At 40.4% G+C, this 23326-nt stretch carries 28 protein-coding genes and 1 pseudogene; 14 read left to right on the forward strand and 15 right to left on the reverse strand.

Going from position 1 to position 23326, the window contains the following annotated elements; translation table 11 throughout:
• Positions 1–357: 357 nt before the first annotated feature.
• The 5 genes and pseudogenes from EV207_RS01890 to EV207_RS01915 form a co-directional block, all read right to left on the reverse strand.
• Positions 358–2422, reverse strand: a pseudogene (locus EV207_RS01890) (thioredoxin domain-containing protein).
• A gap of 436 nt (positions 2423–2858) precedes the next feature.
• Positions 2859–3095: a hypothetical protein gene (locus tag EV207_RS01900; protein ID WP_132743085.1), complete on the reverse strand. Its 237-nt coding sequence runs from the start codon at positions 3093–3095 to the stop codon at positions 2859–2861.
• Positions 3096–3266: 171 nt separating this feature from the next.
• Positions 3267–4001 carry an SDR family NAD(P)-dependent oxidoreductase gene (locus EV207_RS01905; protein ID WP_132743087.1) on the reverse strand — a complete coding sequence of 245 codons (735 nt, stop codon included), beginning with the start codon at positions 3999–4001 and terminating at the stop codon, positions 3267–3269.
• Between the two features lie 30 nt (positions 4002–4031).
• Entirely contained in the window at positions 4032–5684 is a 1653-nt protein-coding gene (locus EV207_RS01910) for a flavin-containing monooxygenase (RefSeq protein ID WP_132743089.1), read from the reverse strand.
• Positions 5685–5722: 38 nt separating this feature from the next.
• Complete coding sequence (locus tag EV207_RS01915) at positions 5723–6661, reverse strand: alpha/beta hydrolase (RefSeq protein ID WP_243646913.1); 939 nt, start codon at positions 6659–6661, stop codon at positions 5723–5725.
• A gap of 112 nt (positions 6662–6773) precedes the next feature.
• Between EV207_RS01915 and EV207_RS01920 the strand changes: the two genes are divergently transcribed.
• From EV207_RS01920 to EV207_RS01935, 3 genes are all read left to right on the forward strand, one after another.
• Entirely contained in the window at positions 6774–7466 is a 693-nt protein-coding gene (locus tag EV207_RS01920; RefSeq protein ID WP_132743091.1) for a helix-turn-helix domain-containing protein, read from the forward strand.
• A 594-nt stretch (positions 7467–8060) separates the two neighbouring features.
• The gene (locus tag EV207_RS01930) at positions 8061–8312 is read left to right on the forward strand and encodes an AbrB/MazE/SpoVT family DNA-binding domain-containing protein (protein ID WP_132743093.1); all 252 of its coding nucleotides are present in this window, start codon (positions 8061–8063) and stop codon (positions 8310–8312) included.
• Positions 8309–8713 (forward strand): type II toxin-antitoxin system death-on-curing family toxin, encoded by a 405-nt coding sequence (locus tag EV207_RS01935; RefSeq protein WP_132743095.1) that lies wholly within the window; start codon positions 8309–8311, stop codon positions 8711–8713. The genes EV207_RS01930 and EV207_RS01935 overlap by 4 nt, the downstream gene beginning before the upstream one ends.
• Before the next feature lie 86 nt (positions 8714–8799).
• Here the strand turns inward: EV207_RS01935 and EV207_RS01940 are convergent, their stop codons facing one another.
• The gene (locus EV207_RS01940; protein ID WP_132743097.1) at positions 8800–8991 is read right to left on the reverse strand and encodes a hypothetical protein; all 192 of its coding nucleotides are present in this window, start codon (positions 8989–8991) and stop codon (positions 8800–8802) included.
• A gap of 166 nt (positions 8992–9157) precedes the next feature.
• On the opposite strand from EV207_RS01940, the gene EV207_RS01945 reads away from it, so the two are divergent.
• On the forward strand, positions 9158–10228 hold the full coding sequence (locus tag EV207_RS01945; RefSeq protein ID WP_132743099.1) for a DUF3900 domain-containing protein: 1071 nt from the start codon (positions 9158–9160) through the stop codon (positions 10226–10228).
• Positions 10229–10554: 326 nt separating this feature from the next.
• On the opposite strand, the gene EV207_RS23640 is transcribed toward EV207_RS01945, so the two are convergent.
• A complete protein-coding gene (locus tag EV207_RS23640; RefSeq protein ID WP_279389155.1) occupies positions 10555–10689 on the reverse strand; it encodes a hypothetical protein in 135 nt (44 codons plus the stop codon).
• Between the two features lie 154 nt (positions 10690–10843).
• On the opposite strand from EV207_RS23640, the gene EV207_RS01950 reads away from it, so the two are divergent.
• The 7 genes from EV207_RS01950 (at position 10844) to EV207_RS01980 (ending at position 15394) form a co-directional block, all read left to right on the forward strand.
• Entirely contained in the window at positions 10844–11344 is a 501-nt protein-coding gene (locus tag EV207_RS01950; protein WP_165886806.1) for a D-glycero-alpha-D-manno-heptose-1,7-bisphosphate 7-phosphatase, read from the forward strand.
• Positions 11345–11383: 39 nt separating this feature from the next.
• Positions 11384–11902 (forward strand): hypothetical protein, encoded by a 519-nt coding sequence (locus EV207_RS01955; RefSeq protein WP_132743102.1) that lies wholly within the window; start codon positions 11384–11386, stop codon positions 11900–11902.
• A 14-nt stretch (positions 11903–11916) separates the two neighbouring features.
• Positions 11917–13152 (forward strand): winged helix-turn-helix domain-containing protein, encoded by a 1236-nt coding sequence (locus EV207_RS01960; RefSeq protein ID WP_132743104.1) that lies wholly within the window; start codon positions 11917–11919, stop codon positions 13150–13152.
• Between the two features lie 154 nt (positions 13153–13306).
• On the forward strand, positions 13307–13528 hold the full coding sequence (locus EV207_RS01965) for a spore germination protein (RefSeq protein WP_424511334.1): 222 nt from the start codon (positions 13307–13309) through the stop codon (positions 13526–13528).
• Positions 13529–13547: 19 nt separating this feature from the next.
• On the forward strand, positions 13548–13763 hold the full coding sequence (locus EV207_RS01970) for a spore germination protein (protein ID WP_132743108.1): 216 nt from the start codon (positions 13548–13550) through the stop codon (positions 13761–13763).
• Between the two features lie 44 nt (positions 13764–13807).
• Entirely contained in the window at positions 13808–14032 is a 225-nt protein-coding gene (locus EV207_RS01975; protein WP_424511335.1) for a spore germination protein, read from the forward strand.
• A 330-nt stretch (positions 14033–14362) separates the two neighbouring features.
• Entirely contained in the window at positions 14363–15394 is a 1032-nt protein-coding gene (locus tag EV207_RS01980; RefSeq protein ID WP_165886807.1) for an FUSC family protein, read from the forward strand.
• Here the strand turns inward: EV207_RS01980 and EV207_RS01985 are convergent.
• The 8 genes from EV207_RS01985 to ureG all read right to left on the reverse strand — a co-directional run bounded on the left by EV207_RS01985 (position 15386) and on the right by ureG (position 21318).
• Positions 15386–16015 carry a nucleotidyltransferase family protein gene (locus EV207_RS01985; protein ID WP_132743114.1) on the reverse strand — a complete coding sequence of 210 codons (630 nt, stop codon included), beginning with the start codon at positions 16013–16015 and terminating at the stop codon, positions 15386–15388. The two genes, EV207_RS01980 and EV207_RS01985, sit on opposite strands and share 9 nt — an antisense overlap.
• On the reverse strand, positions 16008–17093 hold the full coding sequence (locus EV207_RS01990) for an XdhC family protein (RefSeq protein ID WP_132743116.1): 1086 nt from the start codon (positions 17091–17093) through the stop codon (positions 16008–16010). The genes EV207_RS01985 and EV207_RS01990 overlap by 8 nt, the downstream gene beginning before the upstream one ends.
• Positions 17038–17190, reverse strand: a complete 153-nt coding sequence (locus EV207_RS23830; protein ID WP_132743118.1) for a 2Fe-2S iron-sulfur cluster-binding protein — start codon at positions 17188–17190, stop codon at positions 17038–17040. Before EV207_RS23830 ends, EV207_RS01990 begins: the two co-directional genes overlap by 56 nt.
• A gap of 158 nt (positions 17191–17348) precedes the next feature.
• On the reverse strand, positions 17349–18026 hold the full coding sequence (modB, locus tag EV207_RS02000; protein ID WP_132743120.1) for a molybdate ABC transporter permease subunit: 678 nt from the start codon (positions 18024–18026) through the stop codon (positions 17349–17351).
• A gap of 17 nt (positions 18027–18043) precedes the next feature.
• Positions 18044–18856, reverse strand: a complete 813-nt coding sequence (gene modA, locus EV207_RS02005) for a molybdate ABC transporter substrate-binding protein (RefSeq protein ID WP_132743122.1) — start codon at positions 18854–18856, stop codon at positions 18044–18046.
• Positions 18857–18911: 55 nt separating this feature from the next.
• The gene (gene nikR, locus EV207_RS02010) at positions 18912–19328 is read right to left on the reverse strand and encodes a nickel-responsive transcriptional regulator NikR (protein WP_132743124.1); all 417 of its coding nucleotides are present in this window, start codon (positions 19326–19328) and stop codon (positions 18912–18914) included.
• Positions 19329–19519: 191 nt separating this feature from the next.
• Positions 19520–20548, reverse strand: a complete 1029-nt coding sequence (locus EV207_RS02015) for a HoxN/HupN/NixA family nickel/cobalt transporter (protein ID WP_132743126.1) — start codon at positions 20546–20548, stop codon at positions 19520–19522.
• 110 nt (positions 20549–20658) lie between these two features.
• Positions 20659–21318 (reverse strand): urease accessory protein UreG, encoded by a 660-nt coding sequence (gene ureG, locus EV207_RS02020; protein WP_132743128.1) that lies wholly within the window; start codon positions 21316–21318, stop codon positions 20659–20661.
• A gap of 265 nt (positions 21319–21583) precedes the next feature.
• On the opposite strand from ureG, the gene EV207_RS23835 reads away from it, so the two are divergent.
• The 3 genes from EV207_RS23835 to EV207_RS02030 all read left to right on the forward strand — a co-directional run bounded on the left by EV207_RS23835 (position 21584) and on the right by EV207_RS02030 (position 23323).
• On the forward strand, positions 21584–21664 hold the full coding sequence (locus tag EV207_RS23835) for a putative holin-like toxin (RefSeq protein WP_424511342.1): 81 nt from the start codon (positions 21584–21586) through the stop codon (positions 21662–21664).
• Between the two features lie 361 nt (positions 21665–22025).
• Positions 22026–23105 carry a response regulator aspartate phosphatase gene (locus EV207_RS02025; protein WP_243646921.1) on the forward strand — a complete coding sequence of 360 codons (1080 nt, stop codon included), beginning with the start codon at positions 22026–22028 and terminating at the stop codon, positions 23103–23105.
• A 20-nt stretch (positions 23106–23125) separates the two neighbouring features.
• A complete protein-coding gene (locus tag EV207_RS02030; protein WP_132743132.1) occupies positions 23126–23323 on the forward strand; it encodes a hypothetical protein in 198 nt (65 codons plus the stop codon).
• The last annotated feature ends 3 nt before the right edge of the window (positions 23324–23326 follow it).

A 23326-nucleotide genomic window follows, 5' to 3' on the forward strand; every position in this document is an offset into this window, starting at 1 on the left:
GTGCGTTTTGTCTTTCATCGCCTTTATGAAAGACATTTGGCCTGATTTTTTCGTGCGTTTTGTCTTTCATCGCCTTTATGAAAGACATTTAGCCTGATTTTCTCGTGCGTTTTGTCTTTCATCGCCTTTATGAAAGACATTTGGCCTGATTTTTTCGTGCGTTTTGTCTTTCATCGCTTTTATGAAAGACATTTAGCCTGGCTTTCTCGTGCGTTTTGTCTTTCATCGCCTTTATGAAAGACATTTGGCCTGATTTTTTCGTGCGTTTTGTCTTTCATCGCCTTTATGAAAGACATTTAAGTAAAAAAAGCATCTCTTTTGAACAAAAATGTCAAAAAGGATGCTTTTTGTTTCAAACTATAGTCTGTCCATAACCTCTTGAAAATAAATCGTTGGCTGTTCACATTGGAAATTGCGGCACAAATAATATGTGGTTTCATCATTAATGGTTTTGTAACCGGCAAGGTTTGGTGCCAGTTCGTCCATTTCCCCTTGCTCACCAGCTAAAGAAACGACTTCAGGAAGATAATGTTCCTTAAGAGCTGAAAGGCTCTCAGTAAATTGTTCAACATTGTCCCCTTTCAAGATGATGAGCTCCTTTGAACCCGACTGTGTCAATAAATAAGCAGATAACAAAAAGCTATAGCCCATTGGATAGCCACTGACACTATTGGAGAATGCCGTAAAGAGCTTATTTGCCTTTGCTTCATAATCAGACTCGCCGATCCGCCTGGCCAGCTTAAGCAATACATAAGCGGCAGCGCTATTACCCGAAGGAATAGCCCCATCAAAAACATCCTTAGGCTTTAAAATTAACTCCGCTGCATTTTTACTGTATAGGTAGAAGCCATGCCCATCTTCATCCCAAAAGTCAGCAAGCATGATGTCGATAAGCTGCTGCATTTTATTGAGATACTTTGATTCATATGTCGCTTCATATAGTTCATCACAAGCCCATGAAAGAAAAGCATAATCATCAAGATACGCATCGAATTTAGCTTCTCCCTCACGGTATCTTGCCTTCAGCATGCCTTTCACAGTCATTTTTTCATCAATAAAATTCAAAGCTCTTTTGGCTGCGTGAATCATCTCATCATTGTTAAAAACCTTCCCAGCCTTTGCGAGAGCACCAATCATAAGGGCGTTCCAGGAAGCCAAGCTTTTGTCATCCTTATGAGGATGAATACGGCGGTTTCTTTCACCTAACAAAATGCTTCTCGCATCTTCAAGTTGAAGTTTAAGTTTATCCAAACTAATTTTCTTTTTCTTCGCCAATTCGAGTAAAGAGCTGTCAATTAAGTTCGGGATATTAAATCCTTCAAAATTCCCGTGAGCCGTGATATCATAAGCTTCACAAAATAGCTCGCCTAAGTCATCTCCAAGTATGCCCATTACCTCGGCCGGTTCCCACACATAATATTTACCCTCTACCCCTTCTGAATCGGCATCCTCGGCACAATAGAATCCCCCATCGACATCTTGTAATTCCCGGCTGACATATGTATAAATGTCCTTGACGATAGTTTTATATCTTGGGTTTCCTACAACTTGATAAGCCTCCGTGTAGGCCATTGCCAGAAGCGCCTGATCATAAAGCATTTTTTCAAAATGGGGCACGAGCCATTTCTCATCTACGGAGTATCTGGCAAACCCGCCGCCGATATGATCATGGATGCCGCCATTAGCTATCCCGTCAAGCGTTTTGATTACCATTTGCAAGGCTTCATCGTCTGATGTCATCCGGTGGTAGCGGAGAAGATATAGGAGCTGGTGCGGTGACGGAAACTTCGGCTCTTGTCCAAACCCGCCGTACTTCGGATCAAAGGTTTGCGTCAATTGCTGAAAGCATTTTTCTAATATCTCCTTCGGCAGTGCCGTCTGATTTTGGGATTTTTCCGATAAAGAAGTGACAATTTGAGAGCAGATGCCGGCGATTTTTTCCGGATCAGCATCATACTGCTCTTTTAGTGACAGCAGCACATCTTTAAATCCCGGCCGACCGTACATGCTTTCTTTTGGAAAATACGTTCCGGCATAAAACGGCTTTTGATCAGAGGTTAAAAAGACATTTAACGGCCAGCCCCCCTGCCCTGTCAAAGCTTGGCACACCGTCATGTAAATTGAATCAATATCCGGCCGCTCTTCCCTGTCCACTTTGATCGAAACGTAATTATTATTCAGTATTTCCGCAATCTGACCATCTTCAAATGATTCGTGGGCCATAACATGGCACCAATGGCAAGTGAATTGTTACACCTTGTCAGGAGTACCCTATAGAAAGGAATACAGGTTTGTTTTCAGCCTTCGCTTTTGCAAAAGCTTCATCTCCCCAAGCATACCAATTCACAGGGTTCTCAGAGTGTTGTAACAGGTATGGACTTTTTTCATTAACCAATCTGTTAGTAAACTTCTCTTTAGACATGGTGGCATCATCCCCTTTCTAAAATGGATTTGTGCTTACTTTAACTTTTCTTGGCATCTAATTCAACAGGGCTTAAAGAAAATTTATTGTTATTCCTCTTTCTTTAAACCTTTAGACTTTTCAAATAGTCTCCTCCTTAAAGAAACGAATTTTCAAATGTAAATTGAACACTAAAATTAATATTTGTTACCTTTATAAATTTCATCCTGTAAGTTTTGTGGATAAGTTTGTTTTATTGAGATTGCTCCAACTCATGCCGCTCTAAACAAATAGGTCGGCTTTTGTGGCCAAAGACGTTTTCGTAATGAAGATCCTGCTTGTCTAATTCGTAATCACCCCGGCTTGAAGACCGTTTTGGGTTGTTTGCTAGGGAAGGGAGCTTAACACAATTTACCACTTGAAATACAAAGAAAGACATCACTAGTGGGAATCTAAATTAAACCGCGCCTCCCCCCATTAAATCCTGATCATTAATAGGTACATCAACAAGATCAGTGTCATAAATAAGATTTAAATTGTATGGAACTAGTGAAAATTGGCCAACGTTGTAAACACTGTACATTCGTTTTTGGTGGCTGGACCATCCAAATTGTAGATTTTCCCCATTACCAATGATGGAATTCGTACTAAGTTGGCTTACGTTAATGGCATTGATGTTGATGACTGATGGCATAGAAACTCTCCTCTGTTTTTCGAGTAACCATTTGTCTTTTGAAGTCCGAATCCTCTCTTAATAATTTATTCGAATGCCGACATTCTGTGTTAATTGATACAATTTAATTTCTGACAGTCCCCTCCTTGAATACAAAACAACATTCGGCATATGCCGAATGTTAATGTAAAGTTATGTTGTTAAACCTCCATCAATTGTGACAATAGATCCGTTCATATAACTTGCTTCATCCGAAGCGATGAAAGATACAACATTGGCAATTTCGTCTGGGGATGCTGGGCGTCTAAGGGGACCGTTTTGTTCTGGATTCGACATATCCATATCTTTCGTCATATTTGTAACGACACCGCCTGGACAAACAGCATTTACCCGGATACCTTTTGGACCATATTCAACTGCAGCTGTTTTCGTTAGGCCGACAACACCATGTTTGCTTGCGGAATACCCGCCTAAATACGGCTCACTATGAATACCAGCTGCGGACGCTGTATTAATGATTATCCCTGAACGCTGTTCTTCCATAACTTTTAATACGTGTTTAAGACCCAGAAATACGCCTTTTAAATTTACAGCGATCACACGATCAAACGTTTCTTCACTATAATCTGCTAAAAGGGTCGGTGCACCTAGAATGCCCGCATTATTGAAGAATACATCAATACTTCCATAAGTTTCCCTAGCTTTTAAAACATACTTTTCAACATCCGCATTCATCGAAACATCCCCTTGTACAAAAATCCCTTCCCCTCCTTTTTCCTTCACAAGACGAAGTGTTTCTTTTCCCTCCTTTTCATCGAAATCAACAAGCACGACACAGCATCCTTTTTCTATGAATCTCAAACTGGCAGACCTTCCTATACCACCTCCGGCTCCTGTGATGACAGCGATATGATTAGATAAGGACATGGCCAACCCTCCCATTTTATTTTTCCTTTATCAGCGTAAAGTTGTCTTTTGTGTAGATAACAATGAAAATCCTTCGTAGTCCTTAGCGGCGACCTCGTTGCATATTTGACTGTATCTATTAAACCCACCGAGATAAATCATAAATCCGCGTGGTTTACCACTGATATTCGCTCCTGTATACCAAGAGTCTGTTTTCGGATAAAGCGTGGCGTCGGCAACCTCCTTACAATGCTTACTCCAAGCCTCTTCCGCTTCCACCTTTGCCTCAATTGTTTCCAATCCGTGGTTGCGAAGATACGTCATACAATCCGTGATCCATTCAACATGTTGCTCAATCGCTGTAGGCATGTTGACCAAGACAGACGGGCTCTCTGGCCCAGTAATCATGAAAAGGTTCGGGAAATCTGCGGTTGTGATGCCAAGATATGTCCTAACCTGTTCCCCATTTGCCCATTTCTCCTTAAGTATCACTCCATTCCTGCCACGGATATCAATCTTAAACAAAGGTCCTGTCATCCCGTCATATCCGGTGGCGAAAATGATAGTGTCCAGATTATACTCGGCTTTCGTTGTTCGAAGCCCTTTGTTTGTAATCTCCTCAATAGATGCTTTCCTTACATCTACTAATCTAACGTTTTCACGGTTATAAGTCTCATAATAATGGGTGTCAAAGATAGGGCGCTTGGTGCCGTAATAATATGTTGGCAATAGCTTTTCTGCCACTTCAGGATCATGTATGACCTCACGAATCCTGGCACGGATGAAATCGGCGGCTGATTTGTTGGCTTCTTCATTAAAAGTTAGGTCCTTATAAGCTAACGGAAAAGCGAATCCGCCTTTTCCCCATGCCGCCTCGTATACTTGTTGACGCTGCTCGGCGGTATCCTCCAGTGCTGAACGATCACGAAGCGCTTCTGGTATACCGCTTAAAGATTCCCGCATTTGCTGCTTGATCACGTTGTAATTTCCTTTCGTCCGATCGATGAACCCTGGATCATACGGGTGATTTCTTGCCGGGACAGTATATTGAGGAGTCCGCTGAAAAACAATGAGATCGTCAGCCTCTTTCGCAATGGCCGGGATCGCTTGAACACCGCTTGATCCGGTACCGATAATTCCGACCCGCTTACCCTTAAAGTCTACTTTTTTTTGTGGCCAATGTCCGGTATGGTACCACTCGCCTTCGAATTGATCTAAGCCCTTAAAGTTTGGTACATTGGCAGCGGAGAGACAGCCTACCCCAGTGATAAAATACTTAGCTGATACGTCTGTGCCATCGTCCATGTGAATCAGCCACCTATTAGTCGCCCCATCGTAATGAGCGCCAATGATTCGTGTCTTGAACTGGATGTCTTGACGCAAATCGAACTTGTCTGCAACGAAATTAAGATAACGCAAAATTTCCGGCTGCTCAGGGAATTTTGAAGTCCATGTCCATTCCTGATAAAGCTCCTTAGAAAATGTGTAGTTATAATAAATGCTTTCTGAGTCACAGCGCGCACCTGGATAGCGATTCCAATACCATACGCCGCCAACACCATCACCTGCCTCGTAAGCACGAGTGGAGAAACCTGCCTCACGCAGACGGTATAACATATACAATCCCGAAAAACCCGCTCCAACGACAACCGCATCGAAGCTCTTAACATGATCAGTCTGGAATTGATGTCCTGTAGATGTCATTTTTATTCCTGCCTTCCTCGTTGTAGATTAAAGAATTCTTAACCATTAATTCCTTCCTTCAAGAACCGATCCATTTTAGAAATTGATGCTTTGATTCTTTCTGAGAAGACGAACACGTTTGAAAAATAACCATGGACTAATCCTTCTTCACAAATCGATTCAACTTTTACCCCGGCTTCCTTTAACCGTTTTACATACGCTAATCCTTCATCCCGAAGCACATCGTTTTCCGCGGTGATAATAAAAGCCGGGGGAAGATTAGTTAAATCATCTGCTTTTAAAGGCGCTGCATATTTATCTTTCTTATCCTTTTCACTCGTAATATAGTGATTGCCAAACCAAATCATCAGGTCTTTGTCCAGACCAAATCCTTTTTGGAATTCTTCATATGAACCACTATTGAAATCGAGACCTGTAACTGGATAGATGAGAATTTGCGCTGAAATATGGGGACCATTTTGATCCCTTGCCATTATTGAGACCACAGCCGCTAGATTTCCGCCTGAACTATCACCGCTAACTACGATTTCGGAAGCGCTTCCATTTATAGTTTTGGCATTTTTACTTACCCACTCTAAAGCTGCATAACAGTCATTTGCCGGAATAGGAAACTTATATTCAGGTGCAAGCCTATAATCCACCGAAACGACGACCCTGCCTAACCGATTAGCGATCATCCTGCAGCTCGCATCGGTTTGTTCGATATCTCCTATAACCCAGCCGCCGCCATGGTAGTATACAAAGAGTGGAAAAGGACCTTGTCCTTCCGGTGTGTAAATCCTGACTTTAATCTTTTCATCTTGACCGACAGGAATTAACCGGTCCTCAACTTTTGCGAGCGGTGCTAGCTTTACTTCCAAAGGCGGAGCCTGTGCATTCATTGCTCTAACTGTTTGTGGATCCATTGTTGGAATAGATGCCAGGAACGGGTTAAACATTTCTAAATGCACTTTTGCTTTCGGATCTAGATTAGCCACAAATCATCTTCCTTTCTAGATTTAAATGCCCTATCTAAAGAATATAGTTTTCCACAAAGTTTGAATATTCCCTATTTCCGATGTACTATATACCTTAAAAGGAGATGATAAAATGATCTCTGACTATACCATCCAAGAACGTGTTCGGAAGTTCGAGACCGCAACAAGCCATGAGGAGCAATTGTATAATATCCTTAAGGTCTATATGGATATCTTCCCCGTCCTCGATTCTTACTTAGTAAGATATTCTCCCCTAGGGTATCTTGCGGAAGGCATTATCTCGATTAATTCAACTGGTTTAGTACACATTGGGGAAATTCGGGATGATATTCGCTCGTTTCCTATCATTTACTCATCCATTCATGAAAGGAAGGCAAAATATTGTTCTGGTCTTGAATATCTTAAGCAAACGAGCAGCAAATACATTATGTCCTCTTCTATTAATTCCCTAGTTATTGTACCTATTTGCTTTGGTTCGGCCGTAATCGGCTATATATGCAGTTCCGAGTTTGAAGAACAGGCCATCGACGATAAAATGCTTTCATCACTTACCTTTTATGGAAAGCTAATTGGCAATATGATACATAGCTCTAACAGTGCGGCAAATTCTAAACAATTGAGCAAAAGGGAACTAGAAGTTATGAAAAGAATTGCATGGGGAGAGAGCTCAAAGGAAATGGCCGTGTCTATGGAAATAAGCGAGTTAACTGTTAAACAATATGTGAAAACAGCCATTAAAAAACTCGGCGCACAAAACCGTTCGCATGCGGTTGGTGAACTTTTTCGAAAAGGAATTATTTCATAGGTACAACAGCAAAAAATCCAGTGAATTTTTCTTTTCACTGGATGTTGTATTGATTGTTTCCACACATATTTGCCCAAAATTAAACCTTAAATTGATCTGTTTTCATTTGGAGATCGTGAATGGCCGTTGAAACACTTTCAACATTTTCTGCAAATTTGTTAACATTTGCTTCCACCCGCTGAATAGTAGCCGTCACTTCCTCGGTTGAGGCGGCTGTCGTAATTGTAAATCGTAAAATGCCCTGATAATAGTTTAGCCAGCCGCACCTGCCCCGGAATTTCCGGTAGCTGTTACTAGTATGAGTGCCGGCCCTTGACCAACTTTGTCATAGGCGATCTTCGTGCCGTCTTTTGAAATGACAAACGCCATTTTTTTATCTCCTTTGTTGTAACTAAATGTTTTGGTATTGCTTTTCTATTAAGACAACCACGAACGGCCAATGGCAAAAACGACACATCAGCAAAAAAATTAAAAAAATAATGCAGCTTCCCTAAAACAGCATAATCACAATAATCAAGTAGAAAGAAAGGTTTATTTATTATCGTTTAATGTTATAATTGTTATAACATAAGAACCCTTAAGGATGTGGGCTAAATGGAGTATATCGAAAGAAAGGTTACAAAAATAGGGAATAGTATAGGGATAACATTGCCACCGGATTTATTAAGAGAAGTTGGGTTAGCACAGGGTGATGACGTCACTATTGAAGTAAAAGACGGAAAAATTATTTTAAAAAAGAAAGAACACATCAAACTTCCCGATGGCGTAGATGCTGAATTTATGGATATTTTAAATGATGTCATTAGAGAACATGATCGAGCATTTAAAGGGCTAGTTGACCGATGAGCAAAGATGATATTGTTTACTTAACAACAAATCAAGTCATTGCAATAAATATGGTACAAATTCGCCTTTATTCCCCCCATGAGCAGGTTGGTATTAAGGATCCAAATCTTTTGGATTCCGCCCTAAATCGTCCAAAGCAATCTGCTTTTGGCAATGATGCTTATCCTTCTATTTTTGAGAAGGCTGCAGCCCTATTTGAATCTATAGCGAATAACCACGCCTTTCATAACGCTAACAAACGAACAGCATTAGCGTCTTTGATCATCTTTTTGAAAACTAACCATTATAAATGGATAATGAATATTAAAGAGGAACAAGATTTTACTGTCGATGTTGTGGATCATAAGTATGATTTTGATCAGATTGTTGATGTTATCAGGGAACATGCTATTCAGGTTTAGACCATTTTCTCCTTTTTACTTATATAAGCGAAAGCGGGTCATTCTATTTAAAGAATAACCCGCTTGATTGCAATATACCTTTCGATTCAAAATTTCTTTTTCAATAAAGCAACTACGCCAAGATAAAGAATGACAATTGAAAAAATAGTAACGGCGAGAATCCCCATTATATCAAGCACTTGATCAAGACCTGCCAGAAAAGTGCCTCCAACCGGAACTTTTAACAGTGCAAATCCGGCAAGAACACAGGCAAAATAAAGAAGTGGCAAGCGTTCCATATGAAAATTAACCCTCCTGTCACACTGTGGTTAAAACCCTTGTTTTATATGTATGCAAACATCCAACGACATGATACGATTTGTCCCTATCACATTCATATTGACGAATGTCACTGCCCTTCTTATACTTGATAGGGTTAATGATAATGAAACAAGGTGATCATTCGTGGATTTTGTTATAAAGTATTTATCTTTTTATGTTGTTCAAGTTGACGGGCAAGGTGAAGAAACAGCCAAGCACTATAAGCACTTTCAAACTTTAGATGCGGCTGGCTATGAAAATAGTCCATTAAAGGATTTTTTAGATGGCGAATTAATGAAAATTGTTAAACGAAAAGTTGAGCGTCACCCAAAATCTGATCAAGTTCCGACTAAAATTGGTCAATTTATTATTGAGGATGGACACGAACTCGGGTCGAATCCAAACTATAATCTTTTTTCTAGGTCTCGTTTTGCTGATGATCTAGAGGATTTTAAAACAGTAAGCGAACAATTTGTTTCAGCTTATGTCGATACGAGCGCGGTGCGCGGCGGTGTCTTTCTTGTTGCTTCAGCAAAACTTAACAAGTATTTTGACGACCCATTCACATTCATTATGAAATGTGACTTTGAACCTAAAGTGGCCTCGATTGCTGATGAAGCATCCCTTATCCGTAATGTTGAAATGGCGATTACAACCAAAAATATGAAATCCATTCAATATCCTTACATGCCTGAAGAAGGCATGGTTGAGGAACGCGAGCTGAAAATTCATCAGGCTTCACACGCCCGCTATTTTGAGGATTTCCTTAAATTCGTTTCATTTGAAAAATCAATGCCTGAGATTGTCAAAACCCAAGTCATGGATATGATGCGAGGTCATATTGAAGAAACCTATGAACCGGAAAGTGAAGAGCGGGAAAAATTTGAAACGGATATTGAAACATGGGCGCAGGCGCCAAAACGTGAACTTCAGGAACGGCTGAGTACAACACAAGTGGTGGAAGCTGCCGGGCAAATTGTTGACCATACGCCTGACCTGGAAATGAAGTTAAAACTTGATCATATGACGCTAAAGGGGCTGTTATCTGACTTTGGTGATTCAGTTCATTTAGCCAAATCAAACGGCCGCTATGTCCTCCTAGTCGAAGCGGATGCCATCTCCTTCGAAAAAGGTTTTTCGCCAATCGAATTTCACAAACCCGATGATCTTGAGGATGTTGTAGATAAAATAAAATCAAAACATAATGTTGAATAAGCGAAACACAAACACACGGAACAACTGTTCCGTGTGTTTGTGTAATAAAATAACCATTATCTGTACAGGCTATTATGAACACAACGATCAAAAGGTCAGAAAAATGAGGGATGAACACCCCGTGGTCCCCCATTTATTAAGGAGATGGAAAGATGAAGCCCTACGAGGACTGGATACTGCTATTCTTAGCAATCATACTTTTAGCTTTCGGTTTGTGGTCTGGGTATGACGAATTTCTTAAGAAATGACTTCGATTTAAAGTTTTGGGCTTAGGTTGGGTTTGAGGATCCATTTATTTATCCTCCATTTTTAAGTGCTTATATATTTCAATCTTCACCTTTTTTGTCCATAATCGCTTTATGTAACCAAATGGTTTGAAGGAAACTGAAAATCATGCCAACAAGTGACAGGATGAGCGTTTGTTGCTTTTGCTTTTTTCTTTTTTTCATATTATTAAACATGACCTGTCATCCCTCCCCTTTCAATATTTTTTTAACTTGCCCCGCTCATTTAAATAATATTTATTCTTCGGCAATAAAAACATAGCTGATACATTAAAGGGTTTTCCAACGGTTTTATCGAATAGTTATTCCCATGAAAGGAGGCGGGTTTTTAATGAAAGCCGTTTTTATGGACTTATTTGGGACATTAGGTGAAGCGAACCCCTTCCGGCTGTATCATGGTGTCCCCCGCGCTTTAAAAAAATTAAATGAAGCAAATATGAAAGTCTTTTTATTTTCAAATCATGAACAATTTATTCCCTCATTTGGGGAGATAACGGGTCAGCTCGAAAATTATAACGCAAGGCTTGACGATTTCTACCATTGTTCACATCTTCCAAATGAAGATTGTCATTGCCATAAACCAAAGCCCGGTCTCCTCCACCAAGCAGCTAAAGACTATCGTTTGGATCTAAAAAAGTGCTTTGTTATAGGTGATACGGGAAATGCCGATATGCTTGCAGCCCATGCTGTCCGCGCTAAGAAAATATTAGTTTTAACCGGCAACGGTAAAAGGTCAATTCGGCATTTTAGGTATACGTGGGGCGAAGTCAAGCCTGACTTTGTAGCCCGTGATCTCAATGAAGCGGTCAATTGGATATTATTGCAGAGATAGGCGTCTTAATTATTTTTTGTATAAGGGGGATCTGTCAGGGTGAAATTTTTTAAATCACTTTGGTTTTGGTCAATATTATGTACATTAATTATTGCACTCACAATAGGTGGATTTGTTACGAATTGGCTGTCTCAGCAACAAACATCTGGCCATTCACAAAAGGAAATTGGCAAAGTATCCGGAGAAATCGCTGATAAAATGACAAAAAAGGTTGAATCGAAAAAAATGAAGAAAGAAGATATTGGCACCATTATCGCTGATACCCATGCATTTTATAACGAGACCACGGGTTGGGGTGCGATCAATCACCTCATTTGGGACGACCAGATTCAGGAAGCGAATAATATTATACGGATCACAGAAACTGTTGAAGTAACCGGCACATTAAGAGCGGATTTTGATAAAGCAAAGAAAACTGCCCAGGATGTTATCGCAAAACAAGATCCCGAAAAGGTCCGTTTGCTGCATCGTATCTTTCACGACCTGGACAAAGCCGTAAATGACTATGAAAACCCGGATACATTCGGTGTGACCGAGACATACGGAGACGGCAAATAAAAAGGTGGATGGCTATGAAAACTTTCATTTCCGTTAGCAAGGCAGAAGCTCGCCGATTTTTACTTGCAACTCAGTTTCTTTACCCTTTTGAGCCATGTCCGAAAAAATCTTCAGATTCAGAAGCAGCCTTAAGAATGATCAGACGATTGGAGTGTGTTCAGCTTGATCCTGTATCTGTGGTTGAACGGAATCAACATTTGGTGTTAGCCGCCAGGATCCCTGGCTACCGCCCAGAGCATTTATATCAACTCCTCTCACAAGGGGAAGTCTTTGAATACATAGCGAATGCAGCATGTGTCATTCCAATTGAAGATTATCCGATATTTAACCCTATACGTGACAGGCTTCAGAAACAGGTGGGCTCCTCGTTGAAGCAAGTAGATCAAACAGTGACAGCCGTATTGGCACAATTGAAAAGGAGAGGCCCCCTGCCTTCGCGCGCTTTTAAATCGGATAGACGTGTTTATGGTTATTGGGATAACAACATGCCAAAAACAAAAGAAACGTCCCATGCTTTAAATCTATTGCTGGATGCCGGCATCATAAGAATTGTGCGGCGAGCGGGGAATGAGCGGTTCTTTGACCTAACCGAAACCTCAGTTCCCAAGAGATTATTACATGAATCAGAAAAGACCGGGACACGAGAATCCCAAAAAGCCCTGATAGAAAAATACATACGCGCCTATCGTTTGTTTGATCCAAGAGACGCCAGGTTTGGTTGGCAAAAAATGAGCGCTGCGGAGCGCCGTGCGGAGGTTGATCAGCTTGTAGGCGAAGGGAAGGTCATCCCTATGAAAATAGAAAATGTCAAACGGGACTATTTTATAATGCATGAAGATGTATCCTTACTCCGGGACATATCACAGACAAAAAAAGATCGGGCTTATATGGAAGGTCCGGTGCGATTTTTGCCGCCGCTCGATAACTTGCTTTGGCGACGGGAGCGCGTCACTGACTTATTTGATTTTGATTATAAATGGGAAATATACACCCCGAGTGAGAAACGCGCGTTTGGCCCTTATGCGATGCCGATTTTGTATGGCGACCAATTAATTGGCCGGATGGATCCAAGTCTGGATCGAAAAAATGATAGACTAGTTATTCGACTCCTTCAGTTAGAACAGGGTGTCGAATTAACAACTAAGCTGAAGAAATCGCTGCGTGTTGCACTGGAAAACTTCGCCTGTTTTCATCAGGTGGATAACTTAATTGTGGAACGGACGGAGCCCAAGGGAGTAGAGATTTTATAGCATTTTATTTGGGTGCTTATAAGAGGATAGAAGACCAATCATGTCCTGTACTTTCAACATATAATTGCTATTATAAAGGTTTAATAACGAAAGTCCCGGCTTTAACACGATAACGGATAAGCAGTAAAAATATAAAATTTTTAAAAAAGGGGCGATGACATTGCCTTCCATTGTTGGACCAGTTAAGGTCAATACAGTTTCCGGTGCCGTAAATTTCGGAGATACATTAAATGTGGCTCCCAAAGAAGTCGCAAAAACATACACCGGTTCAGGAGGCTTTGGTACAGGTGATTTCCATCTTGAAACCAATGTTATTAGTATGACGAATTCATTTGATGCCGATATTAATGATGCAAACAACGTTGGGAATCATTAACAAAAATAGGAGGGGTAATATGCCTGCAATTGTTAAAGCTTTTAAAGCCAATTTTGTTTCCGGATCAGTTAACTTTGGAGATACTGCCAATTTAGCACCAAAGGGGGAAATTAAGTTTCTTTCCGGATCGGGCGGGTCAAGGACCGGTGATTTTCATGTGCAAAATACTATTTACTCGGAAACAAATACGTTCGATCCCGATGTTAATGACGCAAACGTTGTAATGGATAGGTAGCCTTTTGTTAAACAGGGCAATATCCATATCACCTCATAAAAGGTGTGATAACATTGCCTTCGATTGTTGGAGCTGTTAAGATAAATACCGTTGCCGGCACCCTTACCTTTGGAGACACTTTGAACGTGGCTCCTAAGTCAGTTTCAAAGACATTTTCCGGTGCGGGTGGATTTAGTACGGGAGATTTCCATATTGAAAATAACTTATTTAGTGTGACGAATACGTATGATGCAGATATTAATGATGCAAATAATGCCTTTAATAATTGATCGTATCCCGGCCGCAAGGTTTCTATAAAGAAATCTTGCGGTTTTCTTTAGTTAATCAGCACTAAGTGTGCTCCTCCTCTTCGCTCCGTCGCAAGGCAGCTTAGAAGCATGTTCACGCAGTAGCCTTTCTGACGCACATAAGTGCACTGGCTAAAGGCGTAACATCCTGTTACAACGCCAGTACTAGCACGTACTGTGCGTCGCAACTACGCCTCTGTCTTCACCAAAGGCTCGCCAATCGGCGAGTTTTCTTTGGTTTAATAAATCTTTGCTAAATACCATATCCTAAAAAAGTCGAAAAGTACATTCACCTTCAGGGGAGGATTGAAATTGAACACAGCTTGGTATCATAAAATTCTTGAATTTTTACATCGTACAAGTATTGTTTGGAAAACGGGATTAGGGTCTGGCATATCATGGGAGTTAGCCAAGTTAGCTGGGACAAAACACCCTTTTTTAGCTCCGATTACTTTAATCTTATGCCTGCAAGCCACAACAAAAGGATCACTGACTTTCACATTCAAAAGGGTTTTAGGAACTGTTTTAGGGATTTTAATCATTGTATTGGCCATTACTTATCTCGGGGGCCAATATTGGGGAATTACCTTGATCATGCTCTTTAGTCTGGCGATTGCCAAAATGTTAAAGCTCGATGACCTGACAATCCGTGAAGTCGCATTAAGTATCGTCCTTGTTTTTGCTCTGACACATAAATCTCCCGAGTATGGGATTGACCGGATGAGAGATACAGTGATCGGTGCCTCCATTGCAGTGCTTTTCCTTCTCGTTATTTTGCCAAAAAATGATTTTAATAAATCAGTAAAAGCCTTTGAACATTTCACATCCCAGTTATCGGATTATGCTGCAAACCTTAGCTTTTGGCTTAAAACTAACACATTTTCGACAAACACCAAGGATACCGGGCAAGGTGTAAAAACATTATTTAATGATCTCCAGAAAACAACAAAACAACTTAGGCAATCAAGCAAAAACTTATTTTTTAATATTTATGCGAAAGATCAACATAAGGAACTCAAAACTTATATGCATAATACCAAGATGTTAGAAAACGGCATGCTCTATCTTTGTAATATCAGCCAGACGTTCAAAGATTGGTCCAATTCCGGAACCATGACACAAGAAGAACGGGTCTTCTGGTCTGATTATATGTCGCAATTATCGAGATATATTGATGAATGGGGACAAAGTCAGAATGTCAAAAAGAAAAAAATGATGCAATGGTCACTTCCCCTTCCTGTTACGGATCAGGCCAGCAGATACCGTATGAGCATCGACAACGACGTCCGTAAGTTAGTAAATAACTTTAAAGTCGGCAAAACGCATCAAGGAAACTTAACGTGATATTAGGATACGGTATTGAACTTCCGTATCAACGTCAAAAAAACACATGGGATCATCCCAGTTCATGATGACCCCCCTATCAAACATTTTATGTTTTAATAAATAACGTGCGCCTTTATCTCCCTCTAATTTTAACAATTCGGGGTAAGCTCGTGTTGTAAAAAGGATAGGCGGCTGAATGACTCCGTTGTGCTTAGTTGCGACATATAAGATATCGTTCCCCAATTGTTTTTCCCATTCGAATGTAAGAATTAATGAATTAATAAGGGCAATCGTTACACAGGGCTGATCAGCAAGCATGATAATCACAGCTTCTGACCTGCTATCCATCGCAGCCTTAATGCCGCATTTAATCGAATAAGATTGCCCTTTTACGGCATCAGGACATGTCTTTTGTGACCAAGGGACTGAATTCACCCGCGGTTGACAAGGGATCAGCCAATTAAGGGAATCAGCCTTTTTGGTAACGACAAATAGGTGCTGCAGACGTGATCTAGCCGCAGATTGAAAAGAATGGGAACCAATTGTTAGTTCCTTAAATGGCAATGCCAGCTTATTCTTTCCCATACGTGTACTTTTCCCGGCAGCTAAAAGGATACCCGCGACACCATAATCATGCATGGGGCTGTTCCCCCTCTTTTCTCATTCGTCCGATCACCTTTGCTAAGATACTTATTGCAATTTCATTCGGGCCTTCGGCGGCGATGTCTAAGCCCGCCGGTGAATCCAAATTTCCCGCTGGACGCTCCCCCTCTAGCAAACGTGTTGTCCGCTTCTTGGGTCCCAATACACCCAGGTAAAAAAGGTCTCTATGGCGCAAATCTCTTAAAGCTTCTTTGTCTTGTTCAAATTGATGCGTCATGACCATAACGGAGTCCAATGGCGTCATTCCTATATCTTGAAAACCTTGGTCAAATGATCTGATATGAAAATGAGAAACCGACGGGAAGTATTCCTTATTGCATAGTGCCGGACGCCAATCAATGATATGAACTTGAAAGCCGGTTCTGGAAGCCGTATCCGCAAGCGGTTTCGCATCAACACCCGCCCCAATAATATATAAATTAGGCTGCGGCCAATACAATTGCTGGAATTCAAGATCGTCCTTATTCTTTTTTCTAAGTCCGCTGTATTTTTTATACGGTTTTGGTGCACATAAAAAATCGTCGGCCCCGTCTATTTGCTGGCCAAACCATCGCTTGGTCCGTTCTTCGTATTCGTAAGGTATAAATGTCCTTTCTATTTTTGAATAATCAAGGGATAGTTTTCTAATTGATAGCACCGGCCTGCCATTCCGCAAGTGGTCATACAGGGTGAAAAGCTGTTCTTGAAATAATTGATCAATGGGTTCTAGAATGATTTGGATCCTGCCGTTGCAGCCGGCTCCCCTTCCCCATGATAAATCATTCTCAGACCGAAGATCATATGTGTACAGCTGGAAGGCTTGCTTCTGTTTCAATAATGTCTTGGAACGTTCAATTAAATCCGCTTCCAAACAACCTGCTGTTAAGACTCCGGTATAAGTAGAATCCTCAAATATGACCATGGATGTCCCTTCTTTTCGATAAGACGAGCCGTACACATGAATAATTGTTGCAAGTACCGCTTTTTTAGATTGATGCCGGTCGAGTGATGATAAAATGTCATAGATGGTGTCCATAATTATCCTTCCCCTTAGTAACATCAGGAAGAAGAGCATATAGCGCTTCTTTAATTTCCTGATAACTTGTGCAGCGGCAAAGATTAGAGTCCAGCCATTCGTTAATTTTCTCTTCACTTGAAACATCATCATTCACATATTTATCCGTTCCATTAACCCTATCCGGCCATCTTTTCTAGTGACGCTTTCGTCCAATGGCATCCACTTGCAAAACCCTCCCTGACTGGCCTTTTTAAAAAGTCATTATTATACATATGTCTAGGGCGTTCACTTATACTAAAAGAAAAGATCACATCAACTTAGTTTTTTCGGGCGGCCATATACAATGGAAAGGAGCAAGAAAGAAACGATCACAATCGAAATCACCCACAACCAGGCCAGCGTCATATGATGGCCATCAATTGCCACATAGATCGCCGTTGGAATCGTTTGTGTTTTTCCCGGAATGTTACCGGCAAACATTAGGGTTGCCCCAAATTCACCAAGGGCCCTTGCAAAGCTTAATATGACGCCGGTTAAAATCGCCGGATAAGCATTCGGGAGGATAATTGAAATGAAAAGCCTGCCTTCCCCCGCCCCATCAATTCTCGCAGCGTCTTCAATATCACCATCAACCGCTTCAAATCCGTTTTTCACCGATTGGAACATCAGCGGAAAAGCAATCACCGTAACGGCTACTACCGCTGCTGCTTTTGTAAAGATAATTGGTTGGTGAAAAAGCCAGTTAATCAATTGACCAATAAGACTTTGATTGCCAAATAAAACAAGCAGACCGAACCCGACAACGGAAGGCGGCAAAGCAATCGGCAACATAAGAAATGTTTCAATGACAACCTTCCCTCGGAATCGGCTTTTTGCCATCCATTTGGCTGCAAGAATGCCGAGACATAGCACAATGATTTCAGCTGTAATGGCAACCTGTAAGGATGTCCAAATCGGTGACCAAAATTCAGATGATTGAAAAATACTCATAAATTCATGACCTTTCATCAATGAATGGAAGAAAAACCGTAGTGATCAAATAGTTTTAATACCCTTTTTGTTTGTAGATACTTGTAAAATGATATGGCTGCTTTCGGATGATTGGTCCCGGCAATGACGGCGACAGGATAAGTAATCGGGGTATGTGTCGATTCCCCAGCTATCTTAATAATCTTCACTTTGTCGGAAATTAATGCATCACTTTTGTAAACAATGCCGGCATCAACATTGCCGTCTTCCACATAACGCAGGACTTGACGGACATCATTGGCTTGAACGATCTTCTTCTGAAGCGGTTGCCATAGGTGCAAGGTTTGCAATGTTTCCTTTGCGTATCTTCCCGCTGGAACCGTTTGGGGAATGCCAACTGCTACTTTTTGTATGGTCTGTTTTTTTAAATCGGCGAACGATTGAATCTCTTTATTTGACCCTTTTGGGATAATTAAAACCAGTTTATTTTTGAGAAGGTCTGCTTTATGATTTTTGTCAATCAAATTCCGCTTTAACAAGGCTTTCATTTTACTTTTCGAAGCAGAAAGAAACACATCTGTCGGAGCACCTTGCTCAATCTGCTTTTCAAGCTTCCCCGATGAGGCAAAATTGACATGAACTGTCGTATTCGACTGTTTCTCGTATTGATGAATCACTTTAGTCAAGGCGTCTGTCAAACTTGCTGCAGCGGAAACTGTTATTTCTGTTCCTTTGTTAGATGTGCTTTTTCCTGCGGTATCACCACCTAAGGAACTATCGTTTGCATTGCTGCAACCGGCAATCATTAATGACAAAAGACCAAAAATCACGAATAACTTTGTTCTTTTCATATTAATCTTCTCCCCTTATGTATTAGGTTATGGACACATTATTTCTCAAAACATCCTAACCTGTAAAAGGACTAATCGTTAGTTTGCCGAATTTTACGCCACGGAGGCATATCATTTGATCACTCAATTTTTTTAGATCTTTTGCCGTGCCTTTAACTACAATCAGTTCAAGGCAATAAGCTTCATCAAGATGAAAATGGGTCGTAGCCATGATGAGATCATGCTTGCCGTGTTGAACACTTGTAAGTTCTTGAAGAAGATCACGCTGATGATGATCATAGAATAAGAGAATGCTTCCTGCGACAATTTCCTCCTCATTTTCCCACGCTTCCTCAACAAGGTTCCGTCGGACTAAATCCCGTACAGCTTCTGACCGGTTTTCATAGCCTTTATCTTTAATAAGTTTATCAAATTCCAGCAAAAGCTTCTCGTCCATGGAGATCCCGAAACGTTTTAATTTACTGTATGTCAAATGATTCCCCTCCCATTTCCTATTGTTTTAACCCTACTAATATCTTATAAAATAAGTTGTCATAATTGAAGTGAACTTTTATAAGATTATACCGTATCACTAATTTTAAAAAGAAATAAAAAGAATTAAAGGGACGGCGTGATCACGCTGTCCCTTTAATTCTTAATCCAGTGCAATACGCTTTTCTATTTTTACCCTGAAACCTTAGATCCCCAGCGTTCCTCGATTCGAAACAGTTTCCAAATCGCATAAGAAATGAGCCAAGATAAGATAAATAAGCTGACTAATGCGTAACCGAGCCAGCCAAAATCTAATTGCTGAACCCAAAGCCAAAGTCCGCCTTGGAGATGTAATTTAGCAGACAGGACTTGCGCTAATTCGATCATTCCAATTAATAAGGCCGCCGCTACAGACACAACTGTTACGGTGAGATTATAATACATTTTTCGTAACGGTGTGGAAAAGGCCCAATTGTACGCTGATTTCATAAAGACTCCGTCCGCTGTGTCCATCGCACTCATTCCGGCGGCAAATAAAATCGGAAGGGCTAAAATGCCAAGAAACGGGATGGTGCTTTTGGCTGCTCCAGCAGATAAAGCCAATAGCGCCACTTCACTCGCCGTATCAAAACCGAGACCGAATAAAAAGCCCAATGGATAAACATGCCAGCTCTTATTAATAAACTTAAAAAGCGGGCCGGCAAAACGGACCATAAAGCCTCTTGATACCAATAGCTTTTCGACCTCATCCTTATCATAACTGTCTTTACGCATGTTCATAAAGATCTTAAATAACCCGATCAAAATCACCAAGTTCATTAACCCGATAATAAGCAAAAAACAACCGGATACGGTGATGCCAATAATGCCGCCTACTTCTTGCATTTGAGGCAATTCTTTTTTTGCCCAATGAACAGAGATGCCGAGAATGACCGCCATTAAAAAAACAACACTGGAATGGCCAAGGGAGAAATAAAAGCCTACTCCCACTGGATCTTTACCCTGTTGCAGTAATTTACGAACGGTATTGTCAATCGCCGCAATGTGATCGGCATCAAAAGCATGGCGCAAACCTAAGGTATAGGCTACAAAGCCCATTCCCAAAAGGATTGGGTGATCTTTTGCCCCTATAAATAAAAATAAAATGCCTATGACATGTAACACGACAACAATGGCGCCATACCGTACCCACGTATGTTTTTTCAAAGACTCCTTTAACATCCTCTCCTAACCTCCTTTATAGATTAAAAGGGGGGAAAAGAACACAATCGTCTTTTTAATAATACGTTAAAGCCGATTGTTTTTCTCCTCCCTCTTTTTACCTTACTTTGCTATTTTACCCCTCTGCCACTATACTCTTTCTCAATCCAATCGGCGATGGTCGGCACGCCGACACCTTTTGTTACATTTGCGAAAATGCTGGGAAGATTTTTACGGTGTATTTCGCAATCTCCTCTCATTTCATCAAGATCAACACCAACGTAAGGGGCAAGTTCGATTTTATTTACAACTAACAGGTCCGATTGTGTGAGACCCGGGCCCCCTTTTCTAGGAATGTCTTGGCCTTGGGCGACATCAATGATATAAATAAAGATGTCTGCTAGTTCAGGGCTGAATGCCGCGGCCAAGTTGTCTCCGCCGCTTTCGATAAAAATAAGGTCTAAGTTTTCGATTCGCTCTGTTAATTGCTCTACAGCTTCGAAATTCATCGAAACGTCTTCACGAATTGCCGTATGCGGGCAACCTCCCGTCTCTACTCCAATGACATGGTCGCTTGGCAGAACACCGCTCCTTTGGACGTCTTCTGCATCTTCCTTTGTATAAATATCGTTCGTAATAACACCGATTGTATATTTATCACGCAAAACAGTAGAAAGTGCTTTGGCCAAAGCTGTTTTCCCAGATCCAACCGGTCCCCCAATCCCGATCCGCATTGGCCGGTCCTCATTAAAATCTTGATAATGCCAGCTAAAATCATGATGATGCCCCATGTTGCCTCACTCCTTAAATTTAATTTCTGAACGAATTAGAAACCTTTGTGTTACGAATTTAATGATATGTGCTACACTTCAATCTTTATGCTTTGTCATGCCATGATTATGACAAAATGTCGTCAAAATATGCTTTCCTGTTCGGAGAATTGGTAGGTGGCCATGGTGATTCGGAGAACGCCAGCTTTGATATGAGAAAAAGTTTACTTTCCATGTATAGGACAAGTTGGAATGTGTTGAAAATAGGATTAAGGAGGCGATTTTCATGAGTGTTTATGAAGCGTTGTTGCTGATGATTAACTTTAGCATGTTGGTTGTCGTCGTCCTGAGTAAAAAAGATCAATAAGAAGTCTCTTCATTGATCACCAACACCGGTTGGTGATTTTTTTCTGTTAATCAGAAAGTATAACTTTCTGACGCACATAAGTGCATTGGCTAAAGGCGTAACATCCTGTTACAACGCCAGTACTAGCACGTCCTGTGCGTCGCAACTACGCCTCTGTCTTCGCCAATCGGCGAGTTTTCTTTATTGAACTTCAATTGTGAATTGTCTCTCATTATTTTTAGAAAAAAGAACGTGTATTCCCTATGAAATACGAGGGTTAATTTAATAGTTTTCCCAAAGTCAACGTTGGATTATAATGTTAAAATTATAACGTAGATGTAAATATTCTAACATTTTTGAAAAGGAGGGTGATTGATTGGATGTGCAAACCAATACTGTAAAAAACAATGCCGAACCCTTGCTCAAAACATGGTATCACAACCTTAGGGCACAAAATATAGAAAATGCCAGGGCTATCAAGAAGAAAATCGGGGATGAGGTTGAATTAGAAGAAAATCAACCCTATTTCCTAGAGTTTTTGCTTTATGACTTCCGGTACCATATCTTATTGGAGCAATTTGACAAAGCACAAGTATTACTTGAGCGGATTGAAAGTTTTAAACCTGACATAAATGGCAAGCTTACATATTATTATCACTTCTTCAAGGGGCAATATGCGTACGATCAAGACCATTTAGATGAAGCACTGGAAAACTATTTAAAGGCTGAGAATGAATTAATGGAACTAAATGATGAAATCGAACTTGCCGAATTTCATTATAAAATGGGTTCTGTTTATTTCCATTTAGATTACCTTACAACAGGAATACAGTGCGCCAATCGAGCAATGAAAATATTTAAGCAATACGACGAATTTGAAAAAAGAGTAGCTGATTGTAAGGTACTCTTAGGTGCATGTTATAAGGACCTAAAGATGTTTGATCAGGGACTTGAATTTTATGAATCCGCAAAAGTTTGTTATGAAAAAATTGAAGATCACCAACATATTCGTATTGTAAATGTGAATACTGGTAGATTATTAGCAAAAAAGGGCGACTCTGTTAAGGCCATTCATTTTTACGAATTAGGCCTTGAAAATGTGACAGAGTATCGTTTACCTATCTTGTTTTCCTTAGCAGAAGAATATTTTAAGGTTGGAAACATTTCAAAAGGTATGTTCTGGCTTGATAAAGGAAAAGAGATTGTAGCCAAAACAAATAATCAAATATATAATTACGAGTTTTCCATTTTAGAAGCAGAATACCTAAATACAAATGACATAAAAACAGTTTTAGAAGAAGCTATTTTATACTATGTAGACCAGGGATTGTGGGAGTATGTTAAAAATTATGGTATAAGCCTTGCTGAATTATATGAAGAGATAGAGGATTATAAAAAGGCGTCAGAATATTATCGATTAAGTAGTCAAGCTAGAAAGAAGGTTTCTTTACGAGGCAAATGATAATATTGGGAGGATACTCTATGTCAAAAAAACTATACAAAAATATAGTGTTATTAATAATTATTTCTTCTTTTGTACTTAGCCTAACTTTAACACTATTACATACTGACAATCGTTATAGCAAAAAGAAAGACATTATACCTGATTCACCAGCAAAATATCTCACTGTAAAAAAAGACATTATACCTAATTCACCGTCAAATATGAATTTGTTATAAAAG

The sequence above is a fragment of the Scopulibacillus darangshiensis genome, assembly GCF_004341035.1.
GTDB classification, from domain to species: Bacteria; Bacillota; Bacilli; order Bacillales; family Sporolactobacillaceae; genus Scopulibacillus; species Scopulibacillus darangshiensis.